Here is a 20,772-nt window from a genome sequence, read left to right as displayed (position 1 = left end):
GGGGTTAAGCACGAAATCCGTTCGCGGGAAGCGAGTTCGGAGTTCGGCTGTCACAGGGTGCAGGCGTAGCCACCGGACACGTGAAACCTGTTATCGGGCGGAGGATCCCGGCGCGTAGCTCTGGTACCAGCCACGGGGCACGAGTGACGCTGGGACGACCGACGAGGTCGCTGTTCCGGACGAGAGGAATGTTCATGACTCTGATCAAGGCTGCGCGGGCAGGTCTGGCTTTGTGCTGCACGGCACTCGCCTGCTTGCTCGCTGTTCCGGCCGCCGGCGCGGAGAAGGAGACACAGCTGGACTGGAGTCCGCACATCTACGGCGACGACTGCACCATCTGGAGGGACAACGGCTGGTTCTCGTGGGAATTGCCCGACAACGCCCCGCCGGACCTGCGGATCTACTTCTACCCGAACCGCTCCTACGGGCACACCGACCGGCCCGCGGCCGACAAATACGTCGAGTTGCCGAGGGGAAGGAGTTGGTATGTCTTCTTCTCCGACGGCAGGTACGTCACCCGGCAGACGATCGCCACCCTTGGCAGCGAGTCCTTCCCCGGCCCGTGCCAGACCTCGATCAGCGGGAACGGCCCCAGCGGGTCCTCGTGGCCGCCCTGACCCGCTCTCGAACAACGAGCCCACCTTCCACGAACTGAGGACGTTCTGACAGCTGCCCAGGCGACGGTCGATCGCCTGGGCAGCTCTCTTTTCAAGACCGCTGTTTCATGGCTTCGGGCTTGGCCTGTGGAGACAACGGCAACGCGACGTCCGCCGGGGAACCCGCAACGGCGCACTCACCAGGAACGCATTGAGCGACTGGATGCCGCCACCCCCGCTCGGGACTGCACCTGCCGGGTGCTGTGGAAACGCCCGGGTCCACCTCGTCCCTCGGTCTGGACCAGACCGCCGCCCTCAAGGCCCACGCCGGTATCGAAACCCTGTTCGACCCACCTGTGTGCGTATGCCACGCGGTCTGCCTCGGCGGCCACCGAACCGTCACCACCCACGACACCCGCCTGGACAACCTTCAGCTCTATCCCGAGGCGATACTGCGCCGCGCCGAACGAGGTCGTCCGAAGTGGAATGAGGCGCTGTATTGGCCGTAGCCTCCCGATCTCGCCCGGGTGTGGGTGATTGAACGTCGTCGCGCACTGCGATGCCCCGAGAGCGAGGAGTCGTGTTTTCGCTGGTAGGCGGGCTGGTGTGAGGGGGCGCGGTCGGGATGCCGCCTTGGTTCACGCAGACCGGTGTGTAACGGTTCAGGGGCGTAGACAAGTAACTACCGGGGAAAGCCCGGTTCGTCCGGGTGAGGGTCGTGAGCGGCTACGGCGCCAGGTGTGCACCGATGGTCACCGAGCCGTCGTGGTGGATGCTGGTCCACGCCTCCTTCCACGTCGAATACTCGTCCGCGCACGTCCTGATCCGGCGGAAAACCGGGCCACCGCCTCGAAATGAGCAACGACCGAAGCCCGACGGGATCGTCCCGGACTTGTTCCGCATCTCTCCGTGCCGTCTTCGAACAGCGCCCGGGTCTCGATCAGGCCTTCCGGCTCCCGGCCTGACCGTCAGGTGCCGGTGTGGTCTGCTCAGGAAGGGCAGAGACGTGATCGTGCGCGTGGTCCGCTGCCGGGCTGGGCCTGAACCAGCCGCGGACGAGCGCGATCAGGGAAGGTCCTCCGCGGAGGCACCACAGGGCGATGACCGGATCGCAGATGGCGCATGCCAGGGACGTGTCGTGGGCGAACGGCAGGATCGGGTTGCCCTTGAGGTGGTGGGCGATGTCCCATGCGGTGTGGAGCAGCCAGCCGATGCCGATGAAGGTCCAGGACTCCAGGCCGCGGTAGGCGACGTAGGCCATGAGCGCGACGAACGGGAGCTCCCACGGGCCGAATCCGCCCCCGCTCAGATAGGCGGCGCCGGCTCCGCCCACCATGATCGCGTTGAAGCGACGTCGGTGCGGTTCTTTGATCAGGGACATCAGCAGGCAGTAGATGATGCCGACGATCACCGGTGACACGAGGCTCATGAGGGGATGACTTCTTTCTCCTGGGCGCGGGCCGAACCGCCGCGGTCGAGCTGTCGCAGCGCGAGCAGCCCGCCGACGCCCGGAACGAGGGCCAGGACCTTCACGGCGGCCGGGGTCTGTTTGAGGCGACATGTCGCGATCACGACGAACAGGTAGGCACAGCCGTGAGTGGGGCCCATCAGGGACGAAACGGGTGGGAGGTGGACGGTGAACATGTTGGCCAGCATCACGACCAGGGAGATCAGCTCGGCGTGGGCCGCGATGCGCAGGGGGCGCGGAGACCGGAGAGGCATGGTCACACTCCCGTGGTGGAGCCGGGGCGGACGATCATCAACACGGTGACGGTGGCCCACAGCAGGTTGAAGACGCCGGTGAACATGGCCAGTCGGCCCGGCCTTAGGGGAGCCGACGGCGTGGGGGGACCCGTCACCTCGGCCAGGGCACGGTCCTGGGCGGGCAGGATGAGCAGGGCCAGGACACCGACGGCGGCCGCGGTGAGCAGGATCGAGGTGATCAGCCAAGCGTCGCCGAGGACGCCGAGGCTGCTGGCCGTGGCGAAGCCGAAGAGGGGGACGGCGATGCCGACACCGGCGTAGACCCGGCAGATGCGGTGCAGTGTCCGCAGCGTCGTCCGGGCGTCACCCGCATCGGCGTCACCGAGGGCGCGGCGCAGCGTCGCGGGGAACATGCTCGCGGCGACGGTGACGGGGCCGACGGCGATGATGGCGGCCAGGACGTGCAAGGACAGGAAGAGTTTGGTCACGCCTGGCGCTCCCAGGCGGTCCAGCGCTCACCGGTGACCTTCGAGACCGGAAGGCGGTCGGCCCGGGACGTGCCCCCGAGAGTGTCGTCGACCATCACGTCGAACGCCGGGTCCAGCCGCATGGGCTTGGTGGTGGCCTGCTGCCACTCGCCGATGCCCACCCCTTCCTCCGTCACCTCGCCGGGTCCGCCCATGCTGCCGGAGGCGCCGGGCACCAGGAGCATGTCCGCCCGTTCTCGGCCGGGGGCGCCTGCGGTGCGCAGCGCCGGCCCCCCGGTGTCGCTGATCACCTCGCGGCGGCCCTCCGTGGCGACCGGCTCGACGGTCACCGCGCCGTCCGATGCCATGCCACCGGCGTGCAGCATCTCGCCGGGGGCGGCGACACCGAGCGGGTCGAAACCGCCGCACAAGACAACCTGGATGTGCATGGGGTGTTCCTTCGGGATCGATTTCTCTCCGACGCGCCGAAGTCAACCTCTTGCCAGTCCGACCGGCCAGTGGCATGAGTGACAGTTTTCAACGGGAAATTGCCACGAGCTTTCGAGAGCTGTGAAAGTGCGATGACATGGGGCTGCCCGGATATCAGTCCGGATCCGTCCTGCGGTGAGGAGGCAGGTTCTGGCCATGCACACAGTCGCCGTTCTCGCGCTGGAGCAGGTGATCCCGTTCGACCTGTCCACCCCGATCGAGGTCTTCTCGCGGACCCGCCTGCCCGACGGGCGGCCGGGCTACCAGGTCCGGGTGTGCGCCGAGCACGACGAGGTCGACGCCGGAGTCTTCGCCCTGCGTGCCCCCTGGGGGCTGGATGGCCTCCCGGACGCGGACACGATCATCGTGCCGGGCGTCACCGATCCCACGGCCCCGCTCTCCCCCGCCGTACGCGACGCGCTGCGGTCGGCCGCCGCCGACGGCACCCGGATCGCCTCCATCTGTGCGGGCACCTTCCCCCTGGCCGCCACCGGACTCCTCGACGGGCTGCGCGTCACGACCCACTGGCGTGCGGCCGGGCTTCTGGCCGCCCTCCATCCGAACGTCGACGCCGACCCGGACGTCCTCTACGTCGACAACGGCCAGTTCCTCACCTCGGCCGGCGCGGCCGCCGGCCTGGACCTGTGCCTGCACATGATCCGCCGGGACTACGGATCGGCGGTCGCCGCCGACGCCGCCCGCCTGTCGGTGATGCCGCTCGAACGCGAGGGCGGTCAGGCGCAGTTCATCATCCACGACCATGACCCCGCGCCGCAGGGCTCCGAACTGGAGGCGTTACTCGCCTGGCTGCGGGAGAACCTGGCCCGCGACCTCACCCTGGCCGACATCGCCGCGCAGTCCGGGACCAGCATCCGGACCCTGATCCGGCGGTTCCGCGAACAGACCGGCACCACCCCGCTCCAGTGGCTCCACCGGGCCCGCATCCGCCAGGCACAGCACCTGCTGGAAACCACGGAACACTCCGTGGAGCGCATCGGCGGCCAGGTCGGTTTCGGCTCGCCCACCACGTTCCGCGACCGCTTCAAACGCATCACCGGCGTCAGCCCGCAGACCTACCGCCGCACCTTCAGCTGAACCGGTGGCTCGCAGCCACCGCCGATCCGCTCACCCGGCGCCGATGGCTGTTGCGTTGCGCCCAGGGGTTCCGGCCGGTGTGTCAGCCGACCATGATCGCTCTCGCCGGGTTTCCGGTACCTCGGCCACGCACTCCCGGTGTGTGATCGCCGTTGCCGCGGTGCTCGTCTCAGTCTGCTGGGAGTCGCCGTAGGACTCGCCGAAACTCAGCCCGGATACGAGGTATCCGGGCTGAGGACCGACAGAGTGGCCCGCTGTCCGGGAAGACCGGCCTCGCTGGAGCGTGCGGTAGACGGTCGGCCCGGAGCCGGAGAACAGCTCGGTGAGATCGGTGATCGAGTAGTCGCCGCTGGCGTGCATCCGGTGCGGCTCGGCCTGCTGCTTGGGGCTGAGCTTGGCTGTTCGCCGCGGAGTGTGCCTTGGCGGGTGCGCATACGCAGCAGGGTGACCTCGAATTCGGCGAGGGTGACCAGGACGTTGAAGAACATCCTGCCCATGGGGTCGGCCGGGTCGTAGACCTGCCCCAGCGAGAGCGTGATGCCGCGCTCGGCCAGGCCGCCGATGGCTCGCGTGTCGGGTACCGACCGAGCAAGGCGATCGAGCTTGGGCACCACGAGGGTGTCGCCAGTTCGGACGGCGGCCAGGGCCTGATCCAAACCGGGGCGTGCTCGCTTGGTGCCGGTCAGACCGTGGTCGAGATGGCTCCGGTCGTCGGCGTCGCCGAGTTCGGTCAGCCGGCCGCGTTGGGCGGTGAGGTCCTGTTCAGCGGTGGAGCAGCGCTCGTGGCTCCACCCTGCGGCCGTGGCGATCGGCGAGAGCTGTCTCAGTTGCGGCTACTTGTAGCGTGCTCAAGCCGAGCAGAACTGGTCCGCCCCGCGCACGGCCTGACCGCTGTCCTCGGTGTCTGGCGGCGGGTAGCTGTTGCGCAGCGTGAAGGCATACGGGGTGGGGCCGTGGATACGCAGATGGCGGATGCGGTCCTCGGCTTCATCGGTGGTGGGCCGGTGCCCGGTCGGCACCCACCAGCAGGCGGTGTAAGCGGTGCTCATGCGCTGGAACCACTCGCGGCGCCGCTTGAGGACTTGGCGGTGCAGCTCGCCGTAGACAAACGCCGTCAGGTGCTCGACATCGCGCCACACCGACATGTTCACGATCACCCCGGCGCTGTCGCCGACGTCCCAGTCGAACGCGCGCACCGCGGTGGCGTCGCCCTCGTCGGTCTGCAACCGCCACACGAAGCCCGGCGCTGCGTCTGCTGCGGCGTTGACCGGTTCGAGTGCGGCCACGAAGTCGGCCAACTGCGGATCATCCAGCGGAGCCAAGAGCCGGGCGACGTTGACCTGGGCGAGTTCGAACGGCATGCGCGACAGTCTGCCCGATCATCGAGCGCGCTCGCCATGACTCGGTGGTCACGGCGGCCGCAAGGCGATCCGCTCGCGTACGGGTGTCGTGGCGGGCTGGTGCTCAGAAGAGGGTGGCGCCGATGCGCAGCGGCCGGTGCGGTGCTCGCGGCACCAGGCAGCCACGGCCTCTCACCGGGACGCTGTGGGCGTGCCTGTCCCTACGCGAGACCACGTGCCACATAACATCCATTGTGTGGCACGTAAGTTTTTAGTTTCGCGTGTCGTGTTTCTGTTTCACGTATCGCGTGCGCGAAACATGGGGCGTAGAAAGTCCCTGGTGGGCCCGGAACTCCCGAAGCTGTCCTGAGCCGCAAAGTAACTGATGAGTAGGTTTACCCCTGCGTGCGTAGCTATCACCCCAGCGCCGGACTGAGTTTGGGTGTCGGGAAACGGTCGTTTGCCGACACCTCGGACGAGCCGAGCGTTTTCGCAGGTGACCCGTGTCGACAACTCGCGTCGACAAACAACGTCGGCAAACGGTGTGATCGACTATTGTCACGCTGATGGAGATCGGCTACATGCGCGTGTCCACCGGCGACCAGAACCCCGACGCCCAGCGCGACGCGCTGATCCGCGCCGGCGTCGCCGAGGAGAACATCTACGTCGACTACACCTCCGGCGCGAAGTCCTCCCGGCCACAGTGGGACGTGGTGAACAAGGTGCTGCGCGCTGGAGACGTGCTCGTATGCACCCGCCTGGACAGAGTCGGGCGCTCGACCGCGCATCTCGTCTCACTGCTGGACGAGTTCCGCAGGCGCGACGTCGCGTTCCGGTTCCTGGAGCAGGGCATCGACACCACCACCGCTGAAGGTCGGATGGTCTACCGGATGCTGGCCGCCGTCGCCGAGTTCCAGCGCGACCTCATCGTGGCCAACACCCACGAGGGCCTGGCGGCGGCCCGCGCCCGTGGCCGGAAGGGCGGTCGGCGACCGAAGCTCACCGCGTACCAGGCCGAGCTGGCCCAGCAGCTCTACGACGCACGCGAGAAGACCGTCCAAGAGATCGCCGACCTGTTCACCGTGCCCCGCAGCACGGTCTACGGCTATCTCAACAAGTCCGACCAGCCCTCTGGCGTTTAGCGGGAGGGCTGGTCGGCTGCTCCTCACACCCGGTGGTGAGAGCTGTGTACATGACTGGGCAGCACCCGTCCGACAGACTGGTCGCGCTCGTGCTCAGCCACCCCGGTCAGCCAAGCCGCAGCCTGCGGGATGCCGTCGAGCAGGATGTCGACATCGCCGGCGGGTTGAGTGTCGACGACCTCGGCGTCGAGCTTGTAGCTGGTATCGGCAGCACCGTTGAACGCTCGTAACGGCAAGAGCCTCCGCGGTCATATGGCGGTGGGCGCAGACACCCCGACCAACCGAATCAATGCCGCGCCAGCCGCAGATTCGTCGAGACGTCCACCCGCTTGGCGTATTTACCAACGTCCGGTGCCGCCGCTAACTTTTGGGATTCACTCGAACTAGTGATGGGGGTATTACAGTAGATGCGAAGACCCTTCCTTGTTATCGCCATGGTGATTGCGTCACTTTTTGCGACGAGTGGCGCGGCACTCGCAAGTCAAGAAACGGCGAGCAACGACGAAGAACTCGTCTACCAGTCCACCTTCTATTTCAAGCAGAACCCTGACGGCTCCGTTTCTCCAACCCAATATCCGACAGGATGTGGTTTGACGGTGCTGATTTCTCGCGTTGGGAACTTCATCGACGGCGACGTCATCACTGGATGTAACTTCGCTGTTGCGAGTATCGAGCACAGCATCGAGATTCAACGGAGTCGCTGGTACGGGTGGGAAACCATGGCTACCCTGCCGTCTGATATTAGGTTCAACACCAGCAGCCACAGTAGTTTTCAGAACTACAACTGCGCGGGTACTGGGATCCACGACTTTCGGGTGATCGGGCGCGGGCAAGTCATCCCATACGGCGGCTCACCGGCGACTGCCGCAGCATACGACCAGCTAAACGAGCAGAACTGCGGATAGAGGCGCACTTGGCTTCTGGTGCCGGGTAATTGTTCTCCGGCACCAGAAGTCTGCTACTCTCTCTTCCGAGAGCATCGCTCGTGCGCGGTTGAGAGCCTCCTCCAGCGACTCCTGCCCTCGCAGATGGTCTTGCGACAGTGCCGCATATCCGTGGGCTGTCATCGCAGTCAACAGGTGACCAGTGTCGATCATATCGCGGCCGTCGCTCTCACTCAGTGTCCGCGCCTTGGTGAACAGCTTCTTAGCATCGTTTGAGTAGGTCACCGGGTCATGCTCGGCGGCTTGCTCTGGCCATGAGTTGCTTTGTCCTTCGGCTATAAAATTCTCAGACACTCCCAGGTCTTTCAGGGCAGCCAGGGCGATGCCTGTAGCCTGTCCCAGGCCGATGGCGAGGTGGGCGACATCGACGTGCGCGCAGCGCTTCTCTTTCGCGTCGAGCATCGCGATGCGGAGCACTTCTATCGCTGGCGCACTGAACTTTTCGAACATTGATCACTCCGAGTTCCGTCGTGTCCCGCGCCCTCGCTGGTCGTTCAACACCGGTGATGGCGACCTGTACCCCATGCGCTCAATCATGCCAAAGGTTGGCCTAGCTGCTCTGTGGGTTAGCGGCGGGTGGACCACTGATGGTGGTGTGGTGTCGGTGATCGCGCTGTTGGATTCGTTCCGGCACCAATCACCGTACGGGCGCGGCCTCACTCGCTTTCCATCAGTTAGAGCTGCTCGATGCAGCACTGAGTCCTTTGCTGCATGTCGACTCCCTTGTACATCAGTGCGTGACTACCTCACCACCGGTTCCCGCACTGGCACCGCGGCCAGGTCGAGCCGGGTGTCCATGTCCAGGCGAAACCGGCCGTAGGGGTTGATGTGGGTCCAGAACAGCGGGGTCAGGGCCCGACGTTCGTCCGGGCCGATGCTGTCGTGGAACTCCGGCGCCTCGAGCACGGCCTGGAGCAGCAGCGTGTTGATGTGCACCAGCGCTGACTGAAGCAGGTGCAGCGCCAGCATGGAGACTTCGGCGTGTTCACGATCAGGGCCGGTGAGATCGCCATCCTTCCCGTAGAAGATCACGGTGTTGCCAGAGTTCCACTGTTCGACCACCTGCAACCCACCGTGAATCTCCCGGCGCAGATCCGGGGAGGCAAGGTAGTTGCAGGCGAAGATGGTGCGCACCGCCCGGCCCAGCTCCTCCAGAGCCTGATAAGTGGGGTGTTTCGGCCCGCCGCGAGTGAACCGGCGCAAGATTGACTCCGACTCCGCGGTGCCCAGCCGCAGGGCAGTGGCGTACTTGACCATCTGGTCGTACTGCTGAGCGATCAGCTCCCACCGGATCGGCCGGGTCAGCACCGGCCCCAGCTGGCCGTAAACCTCGCCGTCATCGGGTCGGTACAGGCGAATCGAGCCGATGTTCTTCAATCGGGGCAGCAGCCGGAACCCGAGCAGCTCGGTGAACGCGAAACCCACCACCGACGCGCCGTGGGTGTCGACGTAGTTGGTGTCGATCTCGACGTCGGTGCAGTGCCGCAATAGCCCCTCGATCATCGCCGCCACCTCGGAGGAGGAACAGTGCTTCAACTGGGAGTAGATGCAGGTGGAGCGACGTTCGACGTGCCAGTAGATCATCACCCCCGGCCCGCCGTAGCGCTGATGCCACTCGGTCATCAGGTTCGACTCCCACGAGCCGAACTTCTTCGAATCTGAGGCGCACGCGGTGCCCGAGCCCCACCAGTTCGGGTCTCGCACCTCGAACGTGGCGTTGACCAGCTCAGCGATGGCCCGCCGTAGGTTGTCGCGGGTGATGAAATGCCTGCGTACATGCCGCAGCGCCGCCTCGGTCTCGCCATGCTCCCCGGTGGCCACAATCGCCTTGATGCCCATGTTCGTGCCCAGCGCGAATAGGCACAGCAGCAACCGCCGACGCAGCGTGTCTCGGTCGATCACCTCCCGAGAGGCCACCGAGGTGAACTCAGTGGTGAACTCGGTCAGAAAGTCGGAATCCTTGAGCACATCCAGCAGGTCAAGGGTGCCCCACCGGCGAGACACCTCGTCTTTGATCGTCTGGAGCCGCTGCGGCTCGGGCAGCCGCTCGAGCTTGGGCACGGTGATCCACGGCTCGCCACGCCGCGTGATGATCTTCACCCCGCCTGCTGAGCCGTCCACCAGCGCCCGGTCCAGTCGAGCCAGCGCGTCGGCCATCCGGCGTTGCAGGCCGGTAATGAACTCGGTCGGGTCGGTCGGCTGCCGCAGCGCGGCGTAGTGCACCTCACGACTGGCCTCGAAATCACCGGGCAAGTCCTCTTCCGGGTTACGCCACCGGTTGCCCCCGACTACATAGATCTCTCGCCGGCGCAGCGCGTCCCGCAGCGCGACCAGCACGCACAGCTCGTACGGGATGCGTTCGATCCGGCCACGCTCGTCAACCACCGCTTCCCGCCACGCCTTGGGCACCACCCCATCGATCGGCACCGCCGCGCCTTCCGCGTAGAAGCGGACCTTGCCGTCGGTGGCCGCGTAGCGGGCCAACAGGTCAAGCGCCTGCATCACTGGCCGATAGGCGGTGTTGTTGCAGCGAAACTCCAGTGCCGACAGCAGCGGCGGCAGCATCCGCCGGTAGTGATTCGAGTAAGAGCTCCGCAGCACGGTGCGTACTCGGGCCTGGAATACCTGCTCGTTGGCCTTCGCTTCCTTGACAAGCTCTCGTAGGGTCTTCTCACCCACCACCGGATACAGCGCGGTCCGCACGGCCTCGTCGGGGTGCTCGACGGCGGCCTCGGCCAGCCGGAACAGGATGCTTTCCTTGCCTCGCACCCGCCGCAGGTCCTCGGTCAGTTCCCGCTCTACCCGCCGATCCGCCCGCGTATTGACCTTGTGAATCAGACCGATGAGCAAGTCCACCAGAGCGTCGGTGATCTCCGCAGCCCGCACCCAGCACAGCGCGGCCAGAAGGGTCAGCCGCACGGACCGCGGTGCTGCCCGCAGGTCCGAGGGATAAGAGCGTGCTGCGCGCGCACGCCATGCCTCCATCAACTTTTCTGACGCATCGGCAAACAACCCCGCCGGCAGGTCCAGAGCTCGCACCGCGGACAGCTTGTCGATCTCCCTCAACAGTGTCTCTAGTCCGACTTGGCCGGGGTCGGCCTTCAACTCCGCCAGCAACCCACCACGTCCGGGACCGGTGTCGTCGCTCAGCAGTGCTTCCAGCCGTTCAGCGCATTCGGCATCCAGCCGGGAACAGGTCAGGTCGCAGAACCGCTTCTCGAACGCTGCCCGGGCCGAACCGACGATCCGGTCGATCCGGCCCGGCGGTTCGATCCGCTCGGTGCGGCACCGTACCAGCAGCGCCGCACGCAACTGTTCTTCCCGCAACTCAACCGGGCAGACTTCCTCGGCCAGCCACCCCGCGAGCTTGTCCTCATCACCCCGTGTGAACTCGCGGAACCCGAACGCGGCACGCACCTGCGCCCGGTGATACTCAATCGTCCGGCCCGACCACTCGTAGCCAGTGAACACCTCCGGGTCCACCTTCAGCTGCTCGGCGAGATACACCACCGCCGCAGTCGGCACCTCCGACGCCGACCGCGGGAACCGCGCCTCGATCTCGAAGAACTTCAACAACACCGCGAAGCCCAGGCGCGTCGCGCCGGTCTTGTTGCCCACCAGCGACCAGTCCTCGCCGACCAGCGTCCACGACGCCACCAGCTCCTCGTCCGACCACTCCATCTGCATGGCACCGGACCATAGAAGACCGCTGTAATACAGCTCACAGCGAGTCGGCTACTCACTGGTTACTTTGCGGCTCAGGGCAGCTTCGGGAGTTCCAGGCCTACCGCGAGGGTCAGGAGGACCAGCTCGGCGCGCTCGGCCTGGTCCTCAACGCCGCGGTGCTGTGGACGACCCGCTACCTGGACGCCGCCGTCGAGCAACTGCGTGCCCTGCCCGCCGAGGAGCGGGAGCACGATGTTCTGGACACCGACATCGCCCGGCTCTCCCCGCTCAAGCACGCCAACCTCAACTGCCTGGGCCGCTACAGCTTCCGCGCTGCTGTCCCGGCCGGTGGCGGGCTGCGCCCGCTGCGCGACCCGGCTACGGCCGAGCAGGACGAGGACGAGTGAGCACAGCGGTGCCAGCGGCTACGGGGTTGATGGATGCCATGGCGCGTCGGCCCGGGTGGACAGCGCGCCGGCGGCCAGTTGAAGGGCATACACCGGCCGTTCGTCGTCGGGGACGACGCCGAGGAAATGGTGGCCGGTCATGTGGCACCAGGCGGGCAGATCCAGCGGTCCGGCCGGGTCGGTGGCGATGACGTGGACGATGGTGCCCGGGTCGGCGCCGTCGATCTCCTTGCGCAGGCGCAGCAGGAGCGTGACGCACAGCAGGCCGGTGCCGTCGACGGTGATGCCGGGCGCGGGGGCGTCAGGGATCGTGGGCTTCATCGGCGGTAGGCGGTGGCGGCGATGGCGGGCAGGAGGGCGAGGGAGAGCGCACCGCCGGTGAGGGCGAGGGCGGGGTAGCTGGTGGCGGCGACCATGATGCCGGAGGCCATGCCGCCGGTGGCGCCGGCGATCGCGATGGAGACGTCGACCAGGCCCTGGGTCTTGGCGCGGGTGGCGAGCGGGACGGTGTCGGTGATGATCGCGGTGCCGGAGACGAGGCCGAAGTTCCAGCCCAGCCCCAGCAGGGCCAGGGCGAGGGCGAGGAGGGTGACGGAGTCACCGGGCGCGGCGGCGGCGAGGAGGCCGGCGGCGAGCAGGGTGATGCCGGAGGCGGCGGCGATCTTCATGCGGCCGTAGCGGTCGACGAGCCAGCCGGTCAGGGGCGAGGGCAGGTACATGGCGCCGATGTGGATGCCGATGACGAGGCCGGAGGCGGCGGTGGAGTGGCCGTGGTCGTGCATGTGCACCGGTGTCATCGTCATGATCGCGACCATGACGAGCTGGGTGAGGATCATGACGAGCGCGCCGAGGACCACGCCGCCGCGGCCCTTGCTGGTGTCGGCGTCACCGCCGTCGGCGGCCGGGTTGGTCGCGGTGTCGGCTTCCTTGGCCTGGGCGACGGCGCGGGCCAGGAGCAGCGGGTCGGGGCGCAGCCACAGGGCGAGGACGAGCGCGGCCATGGCGTAGGCGGCGCCGGAGATGACGAAGAGTCCGGCGAGGTGGGGGATGTGGAGGTGTTCGGCGAGGGTGCCGGCGGGGGCGGCGAGGTTGGGTCCGGCGACGCCGCCGAGGGTGGTGGCGACCAGGACGGTGGAGACCGCGCGGGCGCGGTGGTCGGCGGGGGCGAGGTCGGCTCCGGCGTAGCGGGCCTGGAGGTTGGTGGCGGTGCCGGCGCCGTAGACGAACAGGGCGATGAACAGCAGGACGGGGTTGTCGAGGACGGCGGCGGTGATGACGCCGGCGGAGCCGAGGGCGCCGGTGAGGTATCCGGCGGTGAGGCCGGGGCGGCGTCCGCGGGCTTGGGAGATGCGGCCGACGGTGACGGCGGTGAGGGCGGAGCCGGCGGTAAACAGGGCGCTGGGCAGTCCGGCGAGGCTGGTGGTGCCGAGCATGTCCTGGGCGAGGAGCGCGCCGACGGTGACGCCGGCGGCGAGACCGGCGCCGCTGAGGATCTGGGAGGCGACCAGGACGCGCAGGATCCGGGGCTGGGCCTGGGCGGGGTCGGGTATGGAGGCCGTCGTGCTGGTGGGCGCGGTGCTGGTCATGTCTCTTTTCCGGAGCGGCGGTGAGCGGTGCGGGACCGGCCGGGCGGGCCTGGCCGGTCCCGCCAAGGGGGCGGCCGTGGCACCGGCCCGGCGCCGAATGAAGGGCGCTGTGGGTCGGTGCACGGGGTGGGTTCAGTCGGTGTCGAGGGCCTGGGCGAGGTCGGCGATCAGGTCGTCGGCGTCTTCGAGACCGACGGACAGACGGACCATGCTGTCGGCGATGCCGCGCTTGGCGCGCTCGGCCGGGTCCAAGCCGTGGTGGGTGGTGGTGATGGGCTGGGTGACCAGGGACTCGACTCCGCCGAGGCTGGGCGCGATGGCGAACAGCTGCAGCCGGTCCACCACCGCGGCCGTCTGATCGGCGTTCGCGTCCAGGACGGCGCTGAGCATGCCGCCCCCGCCTCGCATCTGCGCATCCACGATGCGCTTCTGCTCGCCGGTGGCCAGCCCCGGGTAGTGGACGCGGGCGACGCGCGGGTGCGTCTCCAGGAAGGCGGCGACGGCTGCGGCGGTGTCGTTCTGCGCGCGGACCCGGACAGGCAGGGAGCGGATGGAGCGGGCAAGGAGGAAGGCGGTCTCAGGAGCGATGACCTGGCCGAGGTTCTTGCGCCACCCCATCACCGGGGCGAGGTGCTCGGCGGGGCCGGTCAGGACGCCGGCGGTCAGGTCGGAGTGCCCGCCCAGGTACTTGGTCGCCGAATGCACGACCAGGTCCGCACCATGCTGCAGCGGGTTCTGGTTGACCGGGGTGGCGAAGGTGTTGTCCACCACCGTCAGCGCGCCGACCGTGCGGGCCTGGGCGGCGATGGCGGCGATGTCGAAGACGGTCAGGGTGGGGTTGGCCGGGGTCTCGAAGAACACGATCCGCGTCCGACCGGTCAGCACCTCGGGCAGCCGGTCGACCTCGTCGGCGCGCAGGAACGTGGTGGTGATGCCGACCTGCGGCAGGTTGTCGCCGAGGAGCTCGAACGTGCCGCCATAGACCTCGCCGATACACATTATGTGGTCGCCGGTACGGCAGTGGGCGAGGAAGGTGGCGGCCTCGGCGGCCATGCCGGAGGAGAACGCCAGGGCCTGCTCACCGCCTTCGAGGTCGGCGAGCTTGGCCTCGGTGGAGCGGATGGTGGGGTTGAGGCCGTAGCGGGTGTACAGATTCCCGGCCTTGCGGCCTTCGACGACGTCGAGGAGGTCGGCGGTGGTGGCGAACGCGAAGGTGGAGTGGTTGTAGAGCGGGGTGTGGACGGCGCCCTCGGCGTCGCTGAGTTCGCCGGCGTGGACACTGCGGGTGGACAGTCCGTGCGCGCTGGTCTCGGTCATGCCTCTCCTGCTGTTCGTCGGAACCTCTTGCATCGGGCCAGTCGGCCCGGTCACTGCGCGCCAGCCGCCCGGATGAGGGCAGCTGCCGCCGTCTCGATGTCCTCGGCCGTGCTCCAGCGACCTAGGGACAGCCGCAGCGCGCCGAGCGCGCGGGCCGCGTCCAGTCCCATGGCGGTGAGTACCGGGGAGGGGGTGTGGGTGCCGCTGTGGCAGGCCGAGCTGGTCGAGGCCGCGATCTCACCGACAGCGGCCAGGAGATCGTGGCCGAGAGCGCCGTCGACGCTGACGTTCAGGGTGTTCGGCAGGCGGTTCTTCTCCGGCCCGTTGAGGTGCACGCGGCCGGGCAGACCGACCGCCAGCCGCTGATGGAGATCGTCGCGCAGAGCCGCGACGCGGGCGGGAGCGCCGGAGGCCAGCTCCTCGGCCGCGAGCCGCGCGGCGGTGCCAAGCGCGACGGCCAGGGCGACGTTCTCCGTTCCCGCGCGCAGGCCCCGTTCCTGCCCACCGCCGTAGACGACGGGCTCCAGCCGTACGCCGTCGCGCACGTACAGGGCGGCGGCGCCCTTGGGCGCGTACATCTTGTGCCCCACGATCGTCAGCAGGTCCACACCCAGCTCGCCCACGTCGAGGGGGATCTTGCCGACGGCCTGGGCAGCGTCGCAGTGGAACAGCGCCCCGCGCTCGTGGGCGAGCGCGGCGAGTTCCGTGACCGGCTGGAGGGCGCCGGTCTCGTTGTTCGCCGCCATTACCGACACCAGCACCGTGTCCTCGCTGAATGCGGCGGCAAGGGCGGCGGGCGCAACGAGCCCGTCGCCGTCGACCGGCAGCACGGTCACTCGCGCGCCGTGCAGCCGCTCAAGGGCCCGGCACGTCTGAAGGACGGCGGGATGCTCGGTGGCCTGGGTGATCACGTGCGGGTGCGGGCGGCCGGAGGCCAGGAGTGCGCCGCGAAGCGCGAGCAGGTCGGCTTCGGATCCCGAGCCGGTGAACACGATCTCGCCGGGCCGCGCGCCGATCAGACCGGCGACCTGGGCGCGGGCCTCGGCCAGGGCCCAGCGTGGCGTGGCGGCGTAGGGGTGGTTGCTGGAGGGGTTGCCGAAGAAGCAGGCCAGGTAGGGCATCATCGCCTCGGCGACCCGCGGGTCGACCGGGGTGGTGGCGTTGTAGTCGAGATAGACCGGCCCCTCGGCCAGCCCCGGGTGCGGCGGGAGGTCGCCGCCCGGGCGGGTCACGTGAGGTCCGCGGCGTCGACGGGCAGCTCCGACAGGCGCCACTCCAGCATGCCGTCGTTGAGGCGGATCGCGCGCCGGCCGCGGTCGGTCAGCAGGCGCACGGCGTCGTAGGCCAGGACGCAGTACTCGCCGCGGCAGTAGACGACGATCTCCAGGTCCTCGGGCAGCTCGTTGATCCGCTCGGCCAGCTCGTCGACCGGGATGGAGAGGGCGCCGGGGATGTGCCCGGCCTGGTACTCCTCCACCGGCCGCACGTCCAGGACGACGACGTCCCCGGCGGCGATCCGAACCTGCAGTTCCTCACGGCTCAGCTCGGCGGCGTTGTCCTCGCCGAGGTAGGCGTCGCGCGCGGCGGGCACGGCGGCCTGGTGGGTCTCGGCGACCTTGCGCAGCAGCGCGAACAGCTGGGCCACGTCGTCACCGGCTAGCCGGTAGTGGATGCGCACGCCCTCGCGGCGGGTGGCGACGAAACCGGCCTGCTTGAGCGTCTGCAGATGCGCCGAGGCGGTGGTCAGGTTCAGCCCGGCCGCCTTGGCCAGCGCGTCGACGGTGCGCTCGCCCTGAGCCAGCAGATCCAGCAGCTCCAGACGCTTTCCGCTGGCCAGCGCCTTGCCGCTGGCCGCGAACGCGTCGTAAAGCCGCGCCTTCGCCGCGCTCTTCGTGTTCTCCGACATGAAATCCTCCATAAATCCATGGATTATGGTAGTTGAGTCTGGTGGGTGTGACCACACGCCCCCGTTCCCGAGATCTTGGAGGACGCCGTGGGCTTCGCGGACGATCACCTCATCCCGCTGGTCGACGAAGGGCTGGGCAACAGCGCCTACCTGCTCGACCTCGGCGACGGACGCGCCCTGGCCATGGACGCCAGCCGCGACCTGCGCACCTTGCGGGCGGCAGCCGAGCGGCGCGGGCTGCGCATCGCGTTCGCGGCGGACACGCATCTGCACGCCGACTTCCTCTCCGGCGCCGTTCAGCTCGGTCACGACACCGGCGCCACGATCCTGGCCTCCGCCGCCGGGCGCCGGGCCTTCGACCACCAGCGCCTGGCCGACGGCGACGAGGTCGACCTCGGCGGACTGACCCTGCGGGCCCTTGCGACCCCCGGCCACACCGACGAGCACCTGTCCTTCCTCCTCCTCGACGGCGCCCGGGAGCTCGGGGTGTTCACCGGCGGGTCGCTGATCGTGAACTCCGCCGCCCGCACCGACCTCCTGGGTGCCGACCGCACCGAGGAACTGGCCCGTGCCCAGTACCGGTCGCTGAAGCGACTGACCGCGTTGCCGGATGCCACCGGGGTGTGGCCCACGCACGGTGCCGGATCCTTCTGCTCGGCGCCGCCCGGCACCGAGCGCACCACCACCATCGGCGCGCAGAAGCAGGCCAACCCGCTGCTCGCCGCACCGGACGAGGACACCTTCGTGGCCCAGTTGATCGCGAGCCTGGGCACCTACCCGACGTACTTCGACCGCCTCGGCGAGATCAACCGGCGCGGCCCGGCCGTGCTGACCGCCCAGCCGCTGCTGCCCGCCCTGGGCGCGCAGCAGGTACGGGCCCTGATGGCCGACGGCGGCCATGTCGTCGACGTCCGCCCGGCCGCCGACTACGCAACCGGCCACATTCCCGGATCCCTGTCGATCCCGCTGCGCGAGCAGTTCGGCACCTGGCTCGGCTGGCTCCTGCCCGACACCGCGCCACTCGCGTTCGTCGTCAACGACGACCAGGACCTGAGCGAGATCGTCTGGCAGGCGTACAAAATCGGCTACGAGCGTCTCGCCGGCCGCCTCGCCGGCGGCATGGACGCCTGGCTCGCCGACGGCAATCCCCAGAGCACCACCGCGTTCGTCACCGCCGACCGTGCCGCCGGCCGTCCCTACGTCGACGTACGGCAGGAAGCCGAGTTCGCCGCCGGACACGTCCCCGGCTCGCTGCACATCGAGCTCGGCGCCCTCGTCGAGACTACTGCCGACGCACCTGCCGGCCCGGTCGTGGCCTGCGGGCACGGTGAACGCGCCATGACCGCCGCCAGCCTCCTGGAGCGCGCCGGCCACACCGACATCGCCGTCCTGGACGGCGGACCGGCCGACTACACCGCCGCCCACGGCCAGCAGCTCGCCCAGGGCACGGAGGACACCCGTCCGTGAACACCACACCCACCACCACAACGCCGACCGACGCCGCCGGGCGCCCCGTACGGCTCGGGCTACGGGAGAACTGGCTTCAGTTCACCCTGCTAGTCGTTGTCAACATCTGCGTCGGCGGCCTGGTCGGCCTGGAGCGCACCACCGTCCCGCTCATCGGCTCCGAGGCCTTCGGCCTGACCAGTGACCTGGCCGTCTTCTCCTTCATCATCGCCTTCGGCCTCACCAAGGCGTTCACCAACCTCGCCGCCGGCGCGCTCACCGCCCGTTTCCGCCGCAAGCAGCTGCTGGTGGCCGGCTGGCTGCTCGGCATCCCCGTCCCCTTCGCCCTCGCCTACGCGCCGTCCTGGGGCTGGATCGTCGCCGCCAACGTGCTGCTCGGCCTGAACCAGGGCCTGACCTGGTCGATGACTGTCAACATGAAGATCGACCTTGTCGGCCCCTCCCGCCGAGGGCTCGCCACCGGCCTGAACGAAGCCGCCGGATACACCGCGGTCGGCGTCACCGCCCTGCTCACCGGTTATCTCGCCACCAGCTACGGTCTGCGCCCCGTCCCCGAACTCATCGGCGTCGTCTTCGTTGTCGCCGGCCTCGCCCTCGCCCTGATCGTCCGCGACACCGCCGCCCACGTCGCCCTCGAACTGGCCAACCACACCAAGCCCCTGCCGACGGATGAGGACACCGGTCTGAAGGCCACCTTCACCCGCACTTCCTGGCACCACCGCTCCCTGCGCGGCGCCAGCCAGGCCGGGCTGATCAACAATCTCAACGACGGTCTCACCTGGGGCGTCTTCCCCCTGCTGTTCACCGACCACGGCCTCGGACTCGCCGCCGTCGGCCTGATCAAGGGGCTGTACCCGATCCTGTGGGGGCTCGGGCAGATCCCCACCGGCCACCTCGCCGACCGCATCGGCCGCAAACCCCTCATCGTCTACGGCATGCTCGTCCAGGCCGTCGGCTTCGTCCTCGCCCTCGCCCTGCTGGACCGGCCGCTGCTCGCGGGTGTCCTGTCCGCGGTCTTCCTGGGCTTGGGCACCGCCATGGTCTACCCGGCCCTCATCGCATCCATCTCCGACCACGCCCACCCCGCCTGGCGGGCCAACGCCCTGGGCACCTACCGGTTCTGGCGGGACATCGGCTACGCCGCCGGGGCCCTCGTCGCCGGTATCGTCGCCGACGCCCTCGGCCTGAACGCAACCGTCATCGCCGCCGCCGTCCTCACCGCCGCCTCGGGACTCCTGGCAGCCCGCTGGATCACCGAGCACAGGCCCGACACCCGCTGAACGAGCATCCTGCCCCGGCCGCTAACGGGGCAGGACACGGACAGCTCCAATTGTTCTCACAAACGGTCCTTTGCGCGAGCAAGATCAACAGCAGGCCACCGAAGCCTCGCCGGACCCGGATTCGTTCCCAGAACCCGTTCTCAATCAAAAGCGGGACGGGCCCCCTTCTGAGACTTGCATTGTGCGAAAATCCGGTTCCATGACGGCCCCTCAGCAGCCTTCCCCGACCGACCGGTCGGACGCGGACGACGTCGAACAGCACGCCTGTCCGAAGTGTGACGCGCAGCCCGGCTCGCCGTGCCGCTCGCGCGGTGGCGCGGTCGCCTCCGCCTACCACACCCGCCGCTTCACGATGGTGTCCCGGCTGAAGAAGGCGTTGCGGGTGCCGACCCCCGCCGACCGCAGACCGGGCCGACCTTGGCGGCCGGGCACCCCACCGCCGACGCCGATCGACCCAGACCTGCCGAGCGCGGACATCCGCATCGGGTACGCGAGGTGCTCGACCCTCGGGCAGGAACTCGACTCCCAGCTCGACGCGCTCAGCAAGCACGGCATCCCGAGGGACAAGATTTTCAGCGAGAAGATCAGCACCCGGGTGCGGGTCCGCCCGAAGTTCGAGGAGGCCCTCCGTACGGCGCGGGAGGTCAAGGCGCACGCCCCGCACTGCCGGGTCATCTTCACCGTGTACGAGATGAAGCGCCTCGGCCGCGACGCTGCCGAGCTGACCGCGCTCGCCGACCACCTCACCGCGCACGGCCTGGTCCTGGAGATGCTCGCCGGGCCCCTGCCCGGCATCTACGACCCCACCGGGCCGGGGAAGGTGCTGTTCGCGTTCTTCGCGGCGATGGCGGAGACCGAGCGGGAGAACATCCGGGAGTCGACCCTGGAGGGACTCGACACCGCGGCCCGCAAGGGCAAGCACGGCGGCCGGCCGCCCGTCATCACCGACGACATGCTCCACACCGTGCTGCGGCGCCGCGCGGGCGGCGAATCCGTCGAGCAGATCCAGCCCGACCTGATCATCCCCATCGGCAAGCGCAAGGGACAGAACCCCTCGGTGGCGAGCATCTACCGGGCGCTCGCCGAGCACGCCAAGCGCGAGGCGTACCCAGAAGCCGTCGAACAGGCCCACGCCGACTTCGCTGCCCTCCAGACCGAAAACGTTCCCGAACCCCGGACCGAGTCACAGCCCGTACAGTGACTCGGCTTCGGCGGCTCGGGAGCACTTAGCGCTAACGGCTGTTCCGTTGTTCCCCGAGGCCGCTGTATGGGCGACACCCTGGTCAAGGACGCCGGTGTGCCACCCGAAGACGCGGATGCCGCAGGTATGACCAGGTTCCGGTCTCGCCTCGCACGTCGGCCGGAT

The 20,772-nt window shown here is 68.7% G+C and carries 22 protein-coding genes and 1 pseudogene; 9 read left to right on the top strand and 14 right to left on the bottom strand.

Annotated features, from left to right (window positions below; all coding sequences use genetic code 11):
* Nucleotides 1-194: 194 nt before the first annotated feature.
* Both SACCYDRAFT_RS12265 and SACCYDRAFT_RS12260 read left to right on the top strand, forming a co-directional pair.
* A complete protein-coding gene (locus SACCYDRAFT_RS12265) occupies nt 195-617 on the top strand; it encodes a hypothetical protein (RefSeq protein WP_005456509.1) in 423 nt (140 codons plus the stop codon).
* A gap of 242 nt (nt 618-859) precedes the next feature.
* Nucleotides 860-1,105, top strand: a complete 246-nt coding sequence (locus SACCYDRAFT_RS12260) for a hypothetical protein (RefSeq protein ID WP_005456508.1) — start codon at nt 860-862, stop codon at nt 1,103-1,105.
* 431 nt (nt 1,106-1,536) lie between these two features.
* Here SACCYDRAFT_RS12260 and SACCYDRAFT_RS12255 read toward each other — a convergent pair whose 3' ends face one another.
* From SACCYDRAFT_RS12255 to SACCYDRAFT_RS12240, 4 genes are read right to left on the bottom strand one after another with little or no spacing between them, the layout of a single operon-like run.
* Entirely contained in the window at nt 1,537-2,025 is a 489-nt protein-coding gene (locus SACCYDRAFT_RS12255; protein WP_005456506.1) for a DUF6010 family protein, read from the bottom strand.
* Nucleotides 2,022-2,318 carry a hypothetical protein gene (locus SACCYDRAFT_RS12250; RefSeq protein WP_005456505.1) on the bottom strand — a complete coding sequence of 99 codons (297 nt, stop codon included), beginning with the start codon at nt 2,316-2,318 and terminating at the stop codon, nt 2,022-2,024. Before SACCYDRAFT_RS12250 ends, SACCYDRAFT_RS12255 begins: the two co-directional genes overlap by 4 nt.
* A gap of 2 nt (nt 2,319-2,320) precedes the next feature.
* Nucleotides 2,321-2,788, bottom strand: a complete 468-nt coding sequence (locus tag SACCYDRAFT_RS12245) for a DUF2269 family protein (protein WP_005456504.1) — start codon at nt 2,786-2,788, stop codon at nt 2,321-2,323.
* On the bottom strand, nt 2,785-3,216 hold the full coding sequence (locus tag SACCYDRAFT_RS12240) for a type 1 glutamine amidotransferase family protein (RefSeq protein WP_005456503.1): 432 nt from the start codon (nt 3,214-3,216) through the stop codon (nt 2,785-2,787). The genes SACCYDRAFT_RS12245 and SACCYDRAFT_RS12240 overlap by 4 nt, the downstream gene beginning before the upstream one ends.
* A gap of 196 nt (nt 3,217-3,412) precedes the next feature.
* Here SACCYDRAFT_RS12240 and SACCYDRAFT_RS12235 point away from each other — a divergent pair, with 196 nt between their 5' ends.
* Nucleotides 3,413-4,351, top strand: coding sequence for a GlxA family transcriptional regulator (locus tag SACCYDRAFT_RS12235; protein WP_005456502.1), 939 nt, complete (start codon nt 3,413-3,415; stop codon nt 4,349-4,351).
* A 206-nt stretch (nt 4,352-4,557) separates the two neighbouring features.
* Here SACCYDRAFT_RS12235 and SACCYDRAFT_RS25835 read toward each other — a convergent pair whose 3' ends face one another.
* Nucleotides 4,558-5,085 (bottom strand): recombinase family protein, encoded by a 528-nt coding sequence (locus SACCYDRAFT_RS25835; protein WP_232283852.1) that lies wholly within the window; start codon nt 5,083-5,085, stop codon nt 4,558-4,560.
* 114 nt (nt 5,086-5,199) lie between these two features.
* Nucleotides 5,200-5,712, bottom strand: coding sequence for a DUF3291 domain-containing protein (locus SACCYDRAFT_RS12230; RefSeq protein WP_005456501.1), 513 nt, complete (start codon nt 5,710-5,712; stop codon nt 5,200-5,202).
* Between the two features lie 545 nt (nt 5,713-6,257).
* On the opposite strand from SACCYDRAFT_RS12230, the gene SACCYDRAFT_RS12225 reads away from it, so the two are divergent.
* Nucleotides 6,258-6,833 carry a recombinase family protein gene (locus SACCYDRAFT_RS12225; RefSeq protein WP_197322146.1) on the top strand — a complete coding sequence of 192 codons (576 nt, stop codon included), beginning with the start codon at nt 6,258-6,260 and terminating at the stop codon, nt 6,831-6,833.
* A 23-nt stretch (nt 6,834-6,856) separates the two neighbouring features.
* Here the strand turns inward: SACCYDRAFT_RS12225 and SACCYDRAFT_RS26620 are convergent, their stop codons facing one another.
* Nucleotides 6,857-7,069, bottom strand: a complete 213-nt coding sequence (locus SACCYDRAFT_RS26620; RefSeq protein WP_197322145.1) for a hypothetical protein — start codon at nt 7,067-7,069, stop codon at nt 6,857-6,859.
* A 171-nt stretch (nt 7,070-7,240) separates the two neighbouring features.
* On the opposite strand from SACCYDRAFT_RS26620, the gene SACCYDRAFT_RS26355 reads away from it, so the two are divergent.
* Nucleotides 7,241-7,738 (top strand): hypothetical protein, encoded by a 498-nt coding sequence (locus SACCYDRAFT_RS26355; RefSeq protein ID WP_157606501.1) that lies wholly within the window; start codon nt 7,241-7,243, stop codon nt 7,736-7,738.
* Here the strand turns inward: SACCYDRAFT_RS26355 and SACCYDRAFT_RS25830 are convergent.
* Together SACCYDRAFT_RS25830 and SACCYDRAFT_RS12210 are read right to left on the bottom strand one after the other, a co-directional pair.
* Nucleotides 7,715-8,227 (bottom strand): Clp protease N-terminal domain-containing protein, encoded by a 513-nt coding sequence (locus tag SACCYDRAFT_RS25830; protein ID WP_005456500.1) that lies wholly within the window; start codon nt 8,225-8,227, stop codon nt 7,715-7,717. The two genes, SACCYDRAFT_RS26355 and SACCYDRAFT_RS25830, sit on opposite strands and share 24 nt — an antisense overlap.
* Nucleotides 8,228-8,518: 291 nt before the next feature.
* Nucleotides 8,519-11,464 (bottom strand): Tn3 family transposase, encoded by a 2,946-nt coding sequence (locus SACCYDRAFT_RS12210; RefSeq protein WP_005456499.1) that lies wholly within the window; start codon nt 11,462-11,464, stop codon nt 8,519-8,521.
* Nucleotides 11,465-11,559: 95 nt separating this feature from the next.
* Here SACCYDRAFT_RS12210 and SACCYDRAFT_RS12205 point away from each other — a divergent pair.
* Nucleotides 11,560-11,850: pseudogene (locus tag SACCYDRAFT_RS12205) on the top strand (Tn3 family transposase); the annotation flags it as partial.
* Between the two features lie 18 nt (nt 11,851-11,868).
* Here SACCYDRAFT_RS12205 and SACCYDRAFT_RS12200 read toward each other — a convergent pair.
* From SACCYDRAFT_RS12200 to SACCYDRAFT_RS12180, 5 genes are all read right to left on the bottom strand, one after another.
* Complete coding sequence (locus SACCYDRAFT_RS12200; protein ID WP_005456498.1) at nt 11,869-12,171, bottom strand: sulfurtransferase TusA family protein; 303 nt, start codon at nt 12,169-12,171, stop codon at nt 11,869-11,871.
* Nucleotides 12,168-13,436 carry an MFS transporter gene (locus SACCYDRAFT_RS12195; protein ID WP_005456496.1) on the bottom strand — a complete coding sequence of 423 codons (1,269 nt, stop codon included), beginning with the start codon at nt 13,434-13,436 and terminating at the stop codon, nt 12,168-12,170. The genes SACCYDRAFT_RS12200 and SACCYDRAFT_RS12195 overlap by 4 nt, the downstream gene beginning before the upstream one ends.
* A 132-nt stretch (nt 13,437-13,568) precedes the next feature.
* Entirely contained in the window at nt 13,569-14,753 is a 1,185-nt protein-coding gene (locus SACCYDRAFT_RS12190; RefSeq protein WP_005456495.1) for a trans-sulfuration enzyme family protein, read from the bottom strand.
* 50 nt (nt 14,754-14,803) lie between these two features.
* A complete protein-coding gene (locus SACCYDRAFT_RS12185) occupies nt 14,804-15,985 on the bottom strand; it encodes a cysteine desulfurase family protein (protein ID WP_005456494.1) in 1,182 nt (393 codons plus the stop codon).
* The gene (locus SACCYDRAFT_RS12180; protein WP_005456493.1) at nt 15,982-16,659 is read right to left on the bottom strand and encodes an ArsR/SmtB family transcription factor; all 678 of its coding nucleotides are present in this window, start codon (nt 16,657-16,659) and stop codon (nt 15,982-15,984) included. Before SACCYDRAFT_RS12180 ends, SACCYDRAFT_RS12185 begins: the two co-directional genes overlap by 4 nt.
* 87 nt (nt 16,660-16,746) lie before the next feature.
* Here SACCYDRAFT_RS12180 and SACCYDRAFT_RS12175 point away from each other — a divergent pair, with 87 nt between their 5' ends.
* The 3 genes from SACCYDRAFT_RS12175 (at nt 16,747) to SACCYDRAFT_RS12165 (ending at nt 20,607) form a co-directional block, all read left to right on the top strand.
* Nucleotides 16,747-18,126 (top strand): MBL fold metallo-hydrolase, encoded by a 1,380-nt coding sequence (locus SACCYDRAFT_RS12175; RefSeq protein WP_005456492.1) that lies wholly within the window; start codon nt 16,747-16,749, stop codon nt 18,124-18,126.
* The gene (locus SACCYDRAFT_RS12170) at nt 18,123-19,406 is read left to right on the top strand and encodes an MFS transporter (protein WP_005456491.1); all 1,284 of its coding nucleotides are present in this window, start codon (nt 18,123-18,125) and stop codon (nt 19,404-19,406) included. The genes SACCYDRAFT_RS12175 and SACCYDRAFT_RS12170 overlap by 4 nt, the downstream gene beginning before the upstream one ends.
* A 199-nt stretch (nt 19,407-19,605) precedes the next feature.
* On the top strand, nt 19,606-20,607 hold the full coding sequence (locus SACCYDRAFT_RS12165; protein ID WP_005456490.1) for a recombinase family protein: 1,002 nt from the start codon (nt 19,606-19,608) through the stop codon (nt 20,605-20,607).
* The last annotated feature ends 165 nt before the right edge of the window (nt 20,608-20,772 follow it).

The organism is Saccharomonospora cyanea NA-134 (genome assembly GCF_000244975.1).
In the GTDB taxonomy this organism is placed as follows: domain Bacteria; phylum Actinomycetota; class Actinomycetes; order Mycobacteriales; family Pseudonocardiaceae; genus Saccharomonospora; species Saccharomonospora cyanea.
The sequence above is the reverse complement of the archived record's forward strand: the minus strand, read 5'-3'. Positions and strand labels throughout refer to the sequence as shown.